Origin of the sequence: Pseudoalteromonas sp. NC201 (genome assembly GCF_002850255.1) — a bacterium.
Classification (GTDB): Bacteria; Pseudomonadota; Gammaproteobacteria; order Enterobacterales; family Alteromonadaceae; genus Pseudoalteromonas.
On record NZ_CP022522.1, the window covers coordinates 1072794 to 1087159 of the forward strand.

Below are 14366 nucleotides of genomic sequence, written 5' to 3' on the forward strand. Positions count from 1 at the left end.
AGTCAAATTTTACGTTGCAAACTTAAAAAGGAGGTCCCTTTTTTCTGATAATATTTACCTCATTACGCTTTGCGCTTCATTTTGTACTTTGTAATATCAGCAGTAGTCATTTTGATAAAGATATTCAGCCGCTGGTCGAATTTCGCGTCGCCTTTGCTTCTCACCATCACTTAAATCAATGAGGCTGGTTGGCCGTTGGTAATTATGAAGTGTGGTAAAGGTGTTGCTGGTGCACCATGTGGATTTCTAACTTCTGGGCTTTGGCAATTAAAGACGCTGATAGCCAACCCTATACGTTTTGAAACATTGGCTAAAGAGCGGGGGAAAGTCAACAATAATAAGTCCCTGTATGCTATGTTGTTTATGTTCTATTACACCAGCTGCATAGAGCTGGGGTTGCCTAAAAAGAGTAACCCAGATAGTCGAAATCGTTCACAGGTTTTAGGCCAATATAAAGAGAGTAATAAGGGGCGGTAATGGCACTTGATTTACGTAATACCTTAGTGGTGGGTATTTCAGCAACGGCACTTTTTGATATGAGTGCATCAGATAAAATATTTCGCGAAACCTATGCTGAAGACCCAAATACAGCGATTGAAGCGTATCGGGATTATATGCTGAAGCATGAAGACGAACCGCTAAAACCGGGTACGGGTTATTACTTAATTAAAGCCTTGCTTGCTCTAAATAAATACCAAGACGCAGATGATAGATCGCCGCTTGTTGAAGTGGTGGTTATGTCGCGCAATAGCCCTGATACTGGTTTACAGGTACTTAATACTATTCGCCACGATAAACTCAATATTACGCGCTCAGCGTTTACCGCAGGTGAGTCAGTTGCAGACTATCTTGACGCCTTCGACGTAGATTTGTTTCTTACCACTAATATTGATGATGCGCAGCGAGTTATTGATTCAACCCAGTGCGCCGCGGCTGTTTTAAAAAATCCGCCAATAAATGCTCCTAAAATACCTGAAGGTCAGGTAAGAATTGCTTTTGATGGTGATGCAGTATTATTTTCTGACGAAAGTGAGCTGGTGTATAAAACTCAAGGTATGGCAGCTTTTCATGCTCAAGAAGATGAAAAACAAGATATTCCCATGCAAGACGGGCCGTATGCCAATTTATTAAGAAAATTGTCAAAACTGCAAGACAGACTTCCGATAAGAGTTGAGTATTCGCCTATTCGGATCGCTATTGTTACTGCCAGAAATAGCCCATCAGAAATGCGCGTAATCAAAACGCTGCGGGAATGGGGTGTTTATGTTGATGAAGCGTTCTTTTTAGGTGGGGTAAGTAAAGATAAAGTATTAAAAGCCTTTAACCCTCACATATTTTTTGATGATCAAGACGTGCACTTGGAGGCGGCTGCCAATATAGTGCCTTCAGGTAAGGTTCCTTACCTCAGTAGTTCGGAAATGGCGGTAAAACAGCCTAAACCGGAAAAGAAAGTCTGATGAAGTTACTACTCTCTGCCAGCAATGTATTAAATAAATGGCTTAAAACCGATCTGCCGAGATTACCAACGCGTGAAGGTAAACAAGCGGGGGTTAATACACTGAAATCAGATAGCACAGCTATGTGCTGGCAAGCTCATGTGATTGATAATCGATACAAGTCATATGAAAAAACCATTATTGTTTGTGAAGCTAATAGTCGCTTTGTCTTCTTTATACCAGTTACTGCACGACTAACTGTTGATGAGTTAACTAAGTTACTCACTATGGAGTGGCAGGCAATGTTGGCGGAAACATTGGAAAGCTATCAAAGCGCTGATGGAAGAATGCCTAGAAGTGAAATAGCCTTGTTGTTGAGTGAGTTATCAGACATAACATTTAACGTTGAGTGGGTTAAAAATACTGATTTAAGTATAAATGGGCATATTAGCGATGCAGGGATTTGGGTTGAACAAATTTTAAGAGAGCAAGGTGCATCCCAGTTATCAGCCCAGCAAGCGACTGAATTAGCTATTTACCTAAACACGTCCGTAAAACGAATAACAAACAAAGAAACTAAGCGTAAAGAGAAGGTTATTCCGATAAAGGAGTTACTGGCCTATTGCCAAGCTTTGGTTAAAAGTGAGTGCCTTGGGGATGTGAACGAAGTTGCGTCACATGATGCTTGTGACTTATCCAACGTAGTGTATTTAAAGCATTATAGAAAGTAGAGTTGCTTATCAAAAGGTAAAATTGCAGGTTGGATTTGAACAACATATCGCGACATAAAGTCGCTGCTACGAATTGTTCGTAGTCGCTGGCAAGCATCTAAAGATCGCGGCGTGAAGCCGCTCCTACACGGCTTAGTTAAAATAGAAGAGCCAAGGGGTTGTTGGTCGCGCTTTAGCGCGACTTAGCAAATTTTGAAAAGCCGCCCTTTGTAATAAGGGCGGCTTTTTTGTGGGCATGGATTTGGTGGAAGCTCGTGTTTGGCTCTTTTCTTGGTTTGTGGGAGCGGCTTTACGCCGCGCTCCCTTATAGCAACGCATAACTGCGACTTCACACCAAATCTCTGCGTAGGTCGCGATTTATGGCGACAAATAATATACCACTCTGGTTTTGCCTTGCCGGCGAAGCGATATCAGGTAAAGTTGAAGGCTGGATTCAAAAACAAGTCGCAACATAAAGTCGCTGCTACAAATTGTTCGTAGTCGCTGGCAAGCTCCTGAAGATCGCGGCGTGAAGCCGCTCCTACTCGGTTTGGCTCAACGCGATGTAGAATTGCTTAATACTTTAGTTGCAGGCCTTGTAGTGTGCATTTACCGCCTTAATGGACGGTAATAGGGAGGTCGTTTACTACTAACGATTGGCCATTTTGCTGAGCTCGAAGAAAACTGGATACCAAAACGTCGTTGGATAGGGTGCTGATGTCGTTAACGGTTTCGACCATGCAAAACGTAATAGACTCCCAACCTAAATCTTTAATAAAGGCCTCAAGTTTATTGATGTTATCTTCATAGTTTTCGTCTGTGGTTAGCAGGCCGATGGAGTGTTTGTTACCGGGTTTGTATTTCCCTTGCTGAGTGATGGCGCATTTAGCGTAACCGCTCAACACATAAACTGTATTTGTGCTTTTGTTCATATTGGTGACATGCTTAAGTTTAATTCTGATTTTGATTTCAGATGCATTTTTTAAACCAAGCTTATAAATATTGCTCTGCTGTTTGCTTATATATTGAAAGTATTGAGAAAAATCATTGGTGATTTATCTTAGGTGTTGATCCTATAAAAGGCGTCAATTTTTTGTGAGATGGAATGATAGGGATTGCGCTTGAATTGTGTTTGTATCTAAAGCTACGCTGAAAACGAAGGGAGCTGAGGCATTATTTTTCGCCATAAATGGCGACCTACGGGGGCGTAAGGTTGTACTGCGAAATGCTGGCTTTGCTTTCTTTGTTTTGACAAGTTGCCTTAAACTATCTCGTTAACCTTGTTGCTGGTACGATGAGTTGTTACTCTCGAGTTCAATAAACAAAATTAAAGGCAACATCATGCAGGAATTTTTAGAAAAGTTTGCAATCACCACCAAAGTGAATGTGGTGTGGGGAGAAATGGATGCGTTGGGGCATGTGAATAACGTGTCGTATTTTCGCTATTTTGAAACCGCGCGAATCGATTTTTTGACTCAAACGGGCTTACTTTCTGTATTATCAGAACCTACCCATAGTCCGGTTTTACGTGATACATACGCGCAATATAAACGACCAGTTACGTTTCCAGATACCTTGTATATTGGCTCATATATTACCGATATCAAAGAAGATCGCTTTACCATGCGCTATGAGGCGTTTAGTGAATCGCAACAAGCAGTATGCACAACGGGGTATGCGAATGTGGTGATGTTTAATATGAAAACAGGGAAAAAATCGCCAATTCCAGAGAGCATGTTGGCCATTTTGAAGCAATACGAGATGGACGATAGTCAATAGAAGCGCGGAGTTTGGGTGTTTCGTTGCGTTGCTGTTTTAAAACTGTCGCGGCGTAAAGCCGCTGCTACGGTAGTAGGAGTTTTCGTTATGATCTTGATATCAAAAGGTGAATTAAGTTATCTATGCCAACATTAACGGCGAGGCAGAATATCAAAGCGATAGTGACTGCTATCCAAGCTGAAGAGCAGTCGCTTCGAACGCGTTATCCTATTTTAAATCAGCAAAACGGTATTGCTATGGTGATTTTGCTGTTGTCGTTAAGTGCGCTAATTGGTGTTGCCTCGCTTTACTATTTTGCCGTTATTCCTGCATGGCTGTGTATTATCTTGGCGGCTTTTATTACCTCTATTTCTCATGAACTTGAGCACGATTTGATCCACAAGCAGTATTTTAGTGACCGCCCATTTGTATATCATTTTATGATGTTGACGGTGTGGCTTATGCGGTCAAATACGGTGAACCCTTGGTATCGCAGGCAAATTCATTTACATCACCATAAAGTGTCTGGTACTGAACAAGACTTAGAGGAGCGCTTGGTGGGTAATGGTATCCAATCTCCTTGGTTGCGAGCTGTGGTGGTTACAGATGGATTGCTAGGTTTATTATTGAATGCCAAGCGGTTTAGTCGAGAAATCAAGGGTTTTAAGTTTTTGCAGGTCTTTAATGCTGGTTTTCCGCTTGCCACGGCTTATTTTGCGACTTTATATGGTGTGATTACTTATTACGTACTGCAATTTATACAACCGTGAATTACCTAGGTGGGGAGCAGAGTTACTAGCGGTTGCTGAGTTCTTAATGGTGGTGCTGATTGTGCCTAATATGATCCGCTCAGCATCTTTAAACCTTGTCACATCTTCAATGCATTATTATGGCGGCGTGAGTAATGTGTTAGAGCAGACCCATGTGATCACCAGTCGCTGGTTTTTACCGCTTCAGTTATTTTGTTTTGATTTTGGTCGTACGCACACGATCCATCACTTTGTGCCTAATCAACCATTTTATATTAGACAATTGATAAGTAAAAAAGTACGCCCGGTTATGGCCCTGTATGGCGTGCGCTTTAATGATTTACAGAGTTTAAGGCATGCAAATCATTATCCTGTCGAAAAGCCTGCCGCTAAAAGTTAGACAATGACTATTACTACATGCTTTAGGGTAGTGAGCGCATACTTTTGTCAGCACTATCATCAACATGCGAAAAAGGTTGCGCTTTTAATAACGTTATAAGCTGCTCTCCTAACCGGCTGGTGGGCTCAACTAACACTATCCATCCTTTTTGTACTTTCAGACAGTGGCTTTGTTTTGAAGCAACAATGGTCAAGCCATGTAAAGTGTTGCCATTTAACTCGTGCGTGTGTCCATGTTGCGGCCAGATGACTTGCAGCGCAACATGTTGGTGATAATCCGCGTCTATGTGCGAGCCATAAATAAGCCCAACGCCCACATCTATCCATACTGTAGGTATTATCACTGCATTTGACCCTTGGGTCGTATTTTGAGTTACATAGTAATGTGCAGTGAGGCTCTTTACAACTTGCCTCAGGGTGTTATTGTTTGTACGCTCATCTAGAGGCGGTTATTTCAGGTGCTGTGCTAAATCGTCGGGGATTGCCATTGGTTTGAATGGACTCACATTGGTGCCACCAGTATTCCCTTTGGGGATCCAGATTTTAGAAAATAACATCGCAGCAATAATTCGGGCTATTTGTCCTATTATTTCTTTTTTATTCTTTGTTTTGTAACCAAGCTTAAGCATCCACCAATGGGATTGGGTGTGTGCAATCACAAAGGATTGCCCCAGAATATGTGCTCTTTCTAAGTGATAAAAACAGTCGCTATATTGAGCATGTTGATAGTGCTTGTTGGCTGCGGCCATTTCCGCTTGAAATGCTAACTTTAATGCAGGCTTCATGGAAGGTGTCCTCTTCGCTTATTCGGTTGCTGTGGATTTTTTATCAGCAAGTTTCAGTGTTTTTGCTTAACTTAATGTTACGCGCAAACTGCTCAGGTTAATTGAATAAACTGGCTATATATTTGTGCTTGTTTGCCACACAAATTAGGTTTATTCATCAATCTACACATTGTCGACAGCAAGAAGTGTGTAATTATACCAATTTGACTTAATATTTGCTCAATTTGAAGGAGTAAATCTGACGCTAACAGCGTTAAAATTTCTTGTTTAGAACAACTAAATAGCAAAATTTTTGCCTGGTTATCGACAAGATTTTCTCGCCTCAAAATAGACCACTTAGTTAAGAAAATTGGTATTAAATATTGCGTTTCACAGCAAATTCAACCACGCATTTTATTAGATATGTTTGGGGCCTGTTGGTCTTTAGTGTTTGATTTTTGTTCCCCCACAAGGGGGGAGGTAAGGTGACTTTGCAGAAGCACATAGTCGTTGTCGCCTGACTCACATAGAGTAACTATGCTACGTAGGCTCTGCCTTGTATAAGTACCAATCAAACTGCTGCAAAAACAAACTTGAAAGATCATCCGGCCTTAATTAAGCGATGTCTTTGTGCCCATATAATAGCGGTAACTTTACCTTTTTTATCAGTTTCAACTTGGACTTTTACGCCGGTATTTATTGCCACTAAACTGTCTTGTGCTTCGGCAATGAATTTGAACTTTCCTCCCTCTACGAGATTGTGTATTTCAAATGCGCCTTCTTTTCGCACGATGTGCATTTTAAATGTCTTGTCATGTTCCCAAACATATTCACCAATCAGATCATTACGTAGGGTGTCGCTCATATTAAAAGGCGTAACAAGCATAGGAGAAGAGAGATCCCAAGCGAAGTGATCGTTGATGGCGTTTTGTAACTCTGCTACCACTGGACGTGCTGAATCGCCATTGGTCATTACTATCATGCCATCTGCTTTGTCTGCGTATGCGTTAAAGCGGTTGCTGTAGCCAAAGTTTTTTCCTGAATGTGCAAATATCAGTCCCTGTTTGCTTTTTCTAAGCTGAGGCCCTAACCCCATATCTTTGTGGTGCATAGTAAGCATGTCTTTTACTAGGCTTGGGGTGATAATACCTGTTGTTGTGCCTTGTTTGGCTTTTTGTACGGCAATAACATATTTAGCGAGATCAGTTGGCGTTGTCCAAAGCCCTGCTGCGGCTTGTTCTGGTTGGTTAAACCAATCGCCTTGGTATTGCTTACCCTCGAAATTAAAAGCTGCACTTGCCTCATGCCACCGTGATTTGGGAAGCGGTTGAGCAAATGTACTTTGTGTCATACCCAAAGAAGTCAACACGGTCTTATCTACATATTCAGCAAATGATTTACCCGTCACATCTTGCAATAACACTTCCAAAACCATATAGCCGCCACCAGAGTATTGAAATTGTTGCCCAGCAGGTAGAGTGGCCGTCACAGCAGTGCTATTGCCTTTACCATTGAGTATATCAACATCCGTAGGAAGTGCTTCCCCACGAGCATAACCTCGAAATGACGCAGTAGTCAGGCCAGATGTATGACTTAATAGGTGACGCAGCGTAATGATGCCAAATTCGCTTTTTGGAACTTTCCATGACCTTAGGTACGTGTTTACGTCTGTGTCTAAATCAACTTTACCTAGTTGTGCCAAATGCAATATCGCAAGTGCAGCAATAGGTTTGCTGATTGAGGCTGCTTGGAATAAAGTATTGGTTGTAACGGGAGTATTGGTTTCTTTGTTAGCAATACCGTACCCCTTTGCCCATACAATCTGGCCATTTTTGATCACCGCTACACTTAAACCTGGTAGCTTATGTTTAGTCATTGAGGTCATTATGCTATGAGGTTGGTATTGCTCTGTAATGATGCGAACATGCGGGTAGAGGTTAGAGGCGATATGTTCAATTTTATGGCTATTGGCTTGGCTTTGCTGCGGCAAAAGCCAAGCCGCCAACATTGCTAAAATTGAGAGCTGATATTTCATTATTCTTCCTTAATTTATTATTGTTTTTGAAATATACACGTTTTCTCTGTAGTTGTAATTAGGGGAGCTATTTAGAGTGGGTGACTGTGTGGATGGCGAAGACGACAAAGAGCGGCCTATTCCATGTAGGCCGCTCTGAGTAAAAGTTAAGTCACAATCAAGCGATTATTTATGTCTCTACTGGTGAGTATCTGACTAGCATCAAATCCCGTTGAGCGTTTTGCCAAACGGTCGTATAACAACACGTTAACTGTCGCGGCTAAGTTCATGCAGCCTGTGGTTGGTACATACACCACGGCATCAGCGGCATCCACGATTTCTTGTGGCAGGCTGCCATCTTCAGGACCAAAAATGTATAACGCGTTGTCGGGGTGAGCAAACTGTGGCAGTGGGGTTGCGCCCTCTACCAGCTCAACGCAGACAAGTGCACGGCCTGCTACTTTTAAACTGATGAAATCATCAACTTGTTTGATGGGAATGTTGTCGGCAACGTTTTTTGTATCCGTATGATATTTTGCAGCTCTTGCGTAACGATTGCCGCTAAAGTAGATGGCTTGCGCATCATAACAACCTGCGGCCCGTAATACGCCACCCACATTGGTTGGTGATTTAGGGTTTACTAATCCGATTGCTACAAATGACTCGCTCATACTTTTTAATTCTCACTATACCGGCAGTAGCGCCACCAAAAATTCGACGAGCGATTGTATCATGCGCGTGATTTTGTGCCAGTTGGTATTGTTGGGGCAGAGCAGGTGATGTTGTCGAGCTAAAGCTCGACCTACAGGAGTTGGGCTTAGTAGTCTTCTAACTCATCGTCAGATAAATCGTTTGATTTTCTATAGCCTGGCTTTGCTAAAATCTCAACATAAAAGGAAGTGAGGTTTTCAGTTTGCGTTTTATCAATCAACTTGTTTAGTTGTGATAGGTGCACCGGCTCGGCTTCTGCTTCTGTGTTACCAAACTTACAATCAAAATCCCAATAATCAGCGCCCGCTGGTAAAGTTTTGTTGCGCTCGCGCTTTAGGTATTTTTTAAGCTCATGCTTAACCGCGTCAACGCGTCTTTCAAGTTTGATTTTAGGGTGAATTAGTTCAAATGTCTTTTTCATAGTTGCCTTCAAGCAAGAAATACTCAATCGGCAAAACAGTATGCCTGAGTAGATAATGTGTATTGATTTAAGCGTAAAGCTTACGCGCGAATAAATACAGGAATGTAATAGGATATTTTACGTTATATTTTGTGAACTGGCGAGGGACTTTGTGAATGCCGAAGAGAATAAAAGCTGAGTTGGTTGCGCGAGTTCGCTACCAACTCATATTGCTAATGTACCATTGATAATGGCGGATTAATTCGCTTTTGGTTGCGTTTGAGTTGTGGGGGCTGGTGCCAATTTACGCTCCAAACGCTCTAATTTTTCTGCCAGTGCGGTTTGTGTCATCTCTATTTGGGTAAGGCTTGCGCCGATCTCTATCTGTTTAGAGTCTCTGCTTTGCGCTTGAGACTTTAACTGATCAACATCGCCATTAATGGCTGCAATTTGATTTTTTAGCACACTAGCGGCTTGCTGTTGTTCTTCTAATAGCGATAGTTTTAGAGCAAGCTCTGTTTGACTCTGCGATAGTGTTTCTACTTTGGTAGTCGTACTGGTCTGGTTTTTAGCGTTATTACTTGCTTGCTCTTCGAGCTTTTTGATGTCTGATTGGTTTCTTCGCCACGCTGACGCCCATAGTTTATCCATCTGTGACCAAAGCTCGTCTGTGCGCTCGGTTAGTGTGTTCAATTTTGCTTGCATTGCACCCGCGGACAAGTCCATCTCTTCATCTGTGGCGGTGAGGGTATGTTCAAGCTCGGCAATGCGATTTGTTGATTCGAGTAATTGTGCCTGGGTTGTTAAGTTTTGTTGGTAGAGCGCAAACGCCGCAGCAGCCAACGCAATAATCGAGATTGCACCCAACCAATTCATCATCCCCATACCTTTGGCGGGCTGGCTTGTTTGTTTGGTACTTTCTTTTGGTGCTGAGGTTTTACGGCTCGCTTGGGTGGTGGAGTTTTTATAGGCTTCAACCTGATCTAAATCTGGCGTAATACTGGGAAGCTCAGGTTCAATTCTCTTATCCAACGTACTTTCCTCTTTTTTGAGATTTATAAGGAGCTTTAGCAGCTTACTTGAAAATAACGCAATATGGAATTTGCAATCGATAAGAACCTTTGGAGCTGGAGGATTGCAGTCAATAAGCTGAAAAAATCCAATCCAAATGCAAAAGCATTTTTTGCTTTAAAGCAAGAACTCATTCCCAATCATCGTTTTAGCAATCAATTGTGGCGTCAACACTATGGCGAATGAGAGCTGTTAATATCGACTAGCCGAATAGCGTTCAGTTGTCCGGCTAGATTTTATCGCCCGTTTTAATCCTCGGGACCAAGCAAAGTAAAGGTTAAATGTTTACGCATATCTTTTAAAATCACCCCTTTTTTCAGCATGGCAGCGCTTAAACGCTTTTGCCATTTAAGGAGATCTGGCTTTGCGGCTTCTAATGCTTGTTCATTCTCAAATTGGAAAAAGAGTATTAATGAGCCGGGGAACAAGTGATATTCCACATCAAACCAACATTGCACCATGCCGGGAATTTCTGCTCGAGCTTGTTCCTCGAGTTTGTCTGCAATGGTCAGTACCAAGGCTTGTTGTTTTTCTTGTACTTTTGAGAGCTTTTTCATAATGCTATGGATGTAAGAGGCCAAAAGCCTAATTATACTCAAGCTTGTGGGCTATCAACAACTTTGTTGATGATAGCCCACTCTAAGTGAATTGCTTTTTCAATTCACTTAGAGTCGTTTTTTTCGAATTACGGTGCTGACAGCGCAAGTTTTGGTAGCGGTAGTTGGATTGCTTCTGCACTGACGGGTTGTCCGCTTAAGAATGTTTGCATTCTGGCGAGCACCAAGGGTGAGCTTGTATAAAGGTTGTGGCCCGCATTGTTCACCATAATCTGGGTCAAATTTGTAAGTCCTCTCACAGCTTCAAGTTGTTCTTCCGGATACGTTCTACCGTCTAGACTACCTGTAAACAATAAAGTTGGGATGTTGGATAGGGGAGCGGTTCTAAAATCATCACCTAAATCTAGTTTTTTATCTATCAAGTGAAGTGTTGGCATTGGAAAGTTAAGCTTGTCGCCAAGCAAGGCTGTTGGCGATTGGTTTGTCATTTTTGCAAGGCGTTTAGCGGTGATCCCTGAAGCTACATCCATCGCCAGTGGCATCAATTTGAATGTAATGGGCTCATCGGTAAACATTCCACGCTGCAAAACATGCTTTAACAGCTCGGTATTGCCGTTATCTAAACCTAAATAAACATGAATTAGCATGGCAAGATATTGGTTAGGATCGGCAATCATCATGCTAGCTAACGACTGAATATGATGCTTTTGAAATAACATGGGTGTTTTTGAGCCGTCTTTTTGTGTAATTTGAAGTGCAATAGGCTGTTGCTCAAGTTTACTGTGCACTCGGCGCATCAAAGCGGGTAGATCCGAAACTTGTTGTTTAAGTGCTTGCTGATTGATAATTCCTTGAACTCTTTCAAAGTATTGATCGGTTTGGTGAGGTAGTTTAACGGTCTGATTGAGCCCTTCAGCACTGGCGATAATTACTTTGTCAAGATGCGCTGGCATCGCTTTTATGGCACTGAGTGCCAGATGGCTGCCGTAAGAGATCCCCCAAAGTGATACTTTGTCAGCTTTTAGGTGTTTTCGTAAGTCGTTTATATCTAGCGCGTTTTGCTCGGTATTATAACCATATATATCAATGTCTTGAGACTTCCATTGAGTAAAGCATTCTAATGCAGCTTTGCGGTAACGGTCTGCAATTTGCGCTTCAGTGGTAACGGAATTAAGCGCAATGTGTTCACTAGACACGCAAGGAGTAGCTTGCTCTGACTGGCCCGTACCTCTTTGGTCTAGCGCAATAACATCACCAAACTCTCTTAGTGCTTGAAATAACGGAAATCTTCGCCACTTGGCAGTCGCGATCCCTGAACCGCCTGGGCCACCAGATAAATACACGATAGGGGAACCTTTATTGTTACCGGTTGCAGGAAAGCGCACATAGTTAATTCTAATTTTTTTGCCTTTGGGGTTATTCCTGTTTTCAGGCATCCAGAGGTGCCCAGCTATGGCATCCGTTGTTTCTCCGCTGTTGGCTTGAAACTCGATTGGTTGCTCATTGCTGTACAGCACTTGCTTATCGCTGCCTTTCTCAGCACTTACGCTTAAGCAAGTGAATAAGCTTAACGCGGCTATTAATGTGTGTGTTGATCGCATAGTATTACTCCTTAATAGTTTGTTTTTATTCAATACCATGGCAACTTTATGGGGTAGCGAACTTCTATGAGAGGCAGATATTTATTGGCTTGTAGGCTCAGCGGTAGTAAAAGGCCGACGAACGGTTAAAGGAAAAGCGGCAGAGTGTGAATATTAATCTTGTACTTTATTTAGTGATGGCTGTGTGTTGCTCGGGCGCTCTAGGTAAGGCTTATGCCAGCCAACCTTTGTTGCCATTTTCTTATGATCAAGCCGTAACGGTTTGCCCATGGTCAGTCTTGCCAAAAGAAATTCCACAGTTTACTGAGCCGCAATGTCACCGAGCGAAGTTATCTGAGGTTGATCCGCAAAATCAGGCTGTTTGGGTGTTAATCGAATTTGAGCGAGCGAAATTAGCCTCAATACCAAGGCCCGTAGGGTTGTATTTATTCGCTAAATCATCAAGCGAAGTCTTTTTAAATGGTAGTAAGGTGGGGAGCAGCGGTTTTCCTGCCGTAGATAAAGCTGAGCAAATAGGCAAAATGGACAGCGTATTTTATTTGCCAGACTCACTTATAGAGAAAAGCAATCAACTGGTGTTTGGTCTGTCCGCGCAGCATAGCCTTATTTCATTAGGATACCCCATTCATTTTATTGGGCTAGGGCAATTTGGCGATCCTAAGCAGTATATTCAATCATTTAGTGGCTTGGGCCTGATTTTGGTTGGTGCTTTTTTATTGGGCGCGTTGTACTTTATAAGTCTGAGCTTTGGTCGTTATGGCAATACAAGCGTTCGGATATTTGCCGCACTGTGCCTGCTTGCGGCAATGCAGCTCAGTGCTGAAATATCGCGAGGATTAATTGACTATAGCTATGTATGGCATGATATTCGACTGTTGACCGTGACGGGCTTATCGTTTTTATTTGGCACTTTGTTGCTTGTGTATAGTTCCTTAAAAGTTGCAGAAAAGCACGCTCTTCACTGGATTTATATCGGTACATTCGTCACGCTTATTGTTGTTATTTTTGCCCCAGGCTTTGATGCTAAAACTACTGCCGGAGTCTTTGTGCCATTACTCGTTAGCTTAGTTCAACTAGGCTATTGTTGGCGATGCGCCAAAAACAATAATTTGGCGGCTTGGTTTGTGGTGCAGTCATTGGTGGCAGCAACCGTGCTCTTTGTTACATCAAGCTTTCATGAAATTATTCACTTTGTGATCATTGCCGTCTTGCTAGCTTACCTTTTCATTCGTCAAGCTAAAGAGTTTCGTGCTCAGCAAGTACAGCTGAGTAGTGAGCAAGCTCATATTGCCAAGCTTGAGTTTAAACTCGCGCAGAACAAACAACTTCAGTCTCCTTCTAAGCTGGAAGTCAGTATTGCAGGTAAAACTGACTATGTTGTGCTCACGGATATTGCGTTTTGTAAAGCCACAGGGGACTACGTTGAGCTGCACATGAAGGACACCACGCAGAAGCTGTTTACAGGTTCGCTAAAACAACTCGAACTTACTTTGCCCTCTATTTTTACAAAAACACATCGTTCTTATTTAACTAATCTAAACGAAGTGGTGTCATTAGAAAGTGATAATAATCAAAGCAACTTGAAATTAACCAATGGAGCAAGTGTTCCCGTCAGTCGTCGGCTTGTCTCGTCGGTTAGAGCGACGCTTAAAGCGTCTACTAAACCTTAAACGCTGCAGGTCTTTTAAATTGGGTTTTGCAGAGCTGAAATTAAATACATCGCTCCGTTTGGCTCTATATGGCCGTCGCAGTTGCCGCTTTCTATTTGAGCGGTGCTCAATGCGGCTTGACCATCGGTTGGTAAATAAAGTGCCTTTGATACACGCCTGCAGCTCTTTGATTGGATAGTTTGCTGTTCGACGATAAGAATATGTGCACCACCTATCACGTAAGCGTTGGGAATGTTGGTTTGGGCTAGATAGGCGACTTTGCAGGCTTTATCGTTATTGAAACCGTTTGTTATTATCTCCTTCGAAGCAGGGGTTGAAACGGTAATAGCACATTTTTCACCAATGGATACAGCGTATTGTCCCAGTTGCCACTTTGCTGCTACTTCGTCTTGTGCAGCCGCTAAATTACTTATGCCTAGCGTTGCTATAAGTGCCAAATATTTCATGAAAGCCTCCTTGCATATCCTCATTAATCCTTTGATGGTCACTCAACATTAGTATCTCACCCAGCAGCTGAAAGCTACTA

The 14366-nt window shown here is 42.4% G+C and carries 16 protein-coding genes and 1 pseudogene; 7 read left to right on the plus strand and 10 right to left on the minus strand.

From position 1 onward, the window contains the following. Window positions 1-204 precede the first annotated feature (204 nt). The 3 genes from PNC201_RS04340 to PNC201_RS04350 are packed head-to-tail and all read left to right on the plus strand — an operon-like array spanning window position 205 to window position 2167. Window positions 205-477: a hypothetical protein gene (locus PNC201_RS04340; protein WP_102056278.1), complete on the plus strand. Its 273-nt coding sequence runs from the start codon at window positions 205-207 to the stop codon at window positions 475-477. Continuing rightward, the gene (locus tag PNC201_RS04345; RefSeq protein ID WP_102056279.1) at window positions 477-1457 is read left to right on the plus strand and encodes a 5'-nucleotidase; all 981 of its coding nucleotides are present in this window, start codon (window positions 477-479) and stop codon (window positions 1455-1457) included. Before PNC201_RS04340 ends, PNC201_RS04345 begins: the two co-directional genes overlap by 1 nt. Next, entirely contained in the window at window positions 1457-2167 is a 711-nt protein-coding gene (locus PNC201_RS04350) for an amino acid adenylation (RefSeq protein WP_199539683.1), read from the plus strand. Before PNC201_RS04345 ends, PNC201_RS04350 begins: the two co-directional genes overlap by 1 nt. 596 nt (window positions 2168-2763) lie before the next feature. Here PNC201_RS04350 and PNC201_RS04355 read toward each other — a convergent pair. Then, complete coding sequence (locus PNC201_RS04355; RefSeq protein ID WP_010607301.1) at window positions 2764-3078, minus strand: hypothetical protein; 315 nt, start codon at window positions 3076-3078, stop codon at window positions 2764-2766. Between the two features lie 409 nt (window positions 3079-3487). Between PNC201_RS04355 and PNC201_RS04360 the strand changes: the two genes are divergently transcribed. Both PNC201_RS04360 and PNC201_RS04365 read left to right on the plus strand, forming a co-directional pair. Further along, window positions 3488-3925 carry an acyl-CoA thioesterase gene (locus PNC201_RS04360; protein WP_102056280.1) on the plus strand — a complete coding sequence of 146 codons (438 nt, stop codon included), beginning with the start codon at window positions 3488-3490 and terminating at the stop codon, window positions 3923-3925. A gap of 122 nt (window positions 3926-4047) precedes the next feature. Continuing rightward, window positions 4048-5053 (plus strand): annotated as a pseudogene (locus PNC201_RS04365) (fatty acid desaturase). A 22-nt stretch (window positions 5054-5075) separates the two neighbouring features. Here the strand turns inward: PNC201_RS04365 and PNC201_RS04370 are convergent. The 6 genes from PNC201_RS04370 to PNC201_RS04400 all read right to left on the minus strand — a co-directional run bounded on the left by PNC201_RS04370 (window position 5076) and on the right by PNC201_RS04400 (window position 9973). Next, window positions 5076-5396: a hypothetical protein gene (locus PNC201_RS04370; RefSeq protein ID WP_158299105.1), complete on the minus strand. Its 321-nt coding sequence runs from the start codon at window positions 5394-5396 to the stop codon at window positions 5076-5078. A gap of 105 nt (window positions 5397-5501) precedes the next feature. After that, window positions 5502-5837, minus strand: a complete 336-nt coding sequence (locus PNC201_RS04375) for a DUF3703 domain-containing protein (protein WP_102056282.1) — start codon at window positions 5835-5837, stop codon at window positions 5502-5504. 580 nt (window positions 5838-6417) lie between these two features. Beyond that, window positions 6418-7851, minus strand: a complete 1434-nt coding sequence (locus PNC201_RS04385; RefSeq protein WP_102056283.1) for a serine hydrolase domain-containing protein — start codon at window positions 7849-7851, stop codon at window positions 6418-6420. A 146-nt stretch (window positions 7852-7997) separates the two neighbouring features. Continuing rightward, on the minus strand, window positions 7998-8501 hold the full coding sequence (locus PNC201_RS04390) for an RNA methyltransferase (protein WP_102056284.1): 504 nt from the start codon (window positions 8499-8501) through the stop codon (window positions 7998-8000). Window positions 8502-8647: 146 nt separating this feature from the next. Further along, on the minus strand, window positions 8648-8962 hold the full coding sequence (locus PNC201_RS04395; RefSeq protein WP_010370561.1) for a DUF6172 family protein: 315 nt from the start codon (window positions 8960-8962) through the stop codon (window positions 8648-8650). A 237-nt stretch (window positions 8963-9199) separates the two neighbouring features. Next, on the minus strand, window positions 9200-9973 hold the full coding sequence (locus PNC201_RS04400; protein WP_102056285.1) for a hypothetical protein: 774 nt from the start codon (window positions 9971-9973) through the stop codon (window positions 9200-9202). Between the two features lie 63 nt (window positions 9974-10036). On the opposite strand from PNC201_RS04400, the gene PNC201_RS23230 reads away from it, so the two are divergent. Beyond that, entirely contained in the window at window positions 10037-10198 is a 162-nt protein-coding gene (locus PNC201_RS23230; protein WP_158299106.1) for a hypothetical protein, read from the plus strand. A gap of 62 nt (window positions 10199-10260) precedes the next feature. Here PNC201_RS23230 and PNC201_RS04405 read toward each other — a convergent pair whose 3' ends face one another. Continuing rightward, the gene (locus PNC201_RS04405) at window positions 10261-10569 is read right to left on the minus strand and encodes a hypothetical protein (protein WP_102056286.1); all 309 of its coding nucleotides are present in this window, start codon (window positions 10567-10569) and stop codon (window positions 10261-10263) included. Between the two features lie 128 nt (window positions 10570-10697). After that, a complete protein-coding gene (locus PNC201_RS04410) occupies window positions 10698-12170 on the minus strand; it encodes an alpha/beta hydrolase (protein WP_102056287.1) in 1473 nt (490 codons plus the stop codon). A gap of 146 nt (window positions 12171-12316) precedes the next feature. Here PNC201_RS04410 and PNC201_RS04415 point away from each other — a divergent pair, with 146 nt between their 5' ends. Beyond that, window positions 12317-13840, plus strand: coding sequence for a LytR/AlgR family response regulator transcription factor (locus PNC201_RS04415; protein WP_102056288.1), 1524 nt, complete (start codon window positions 12317-12319; stop codon window positions 13838-13840). Window positions 13841-13854: 14 nt separating this feature from the next. On the opposite strand, the gene PNC201_RS04420 is transcribed toward PNC201_RS04415, so the two are convergent. Beyond that, window positions 13855-14286: a hypothetical protein gene (locus PNC201_RS04420; RefSeq protein WP_102056289.1), complete on the minus strand. Its 432-nt coding sequence runs from the start codon at window positions 14284-14286 to the stop codon at window positions 13855-13857. Between the last annotated feature and the right edge of the window lie 80 nt (window positions 14287-14366).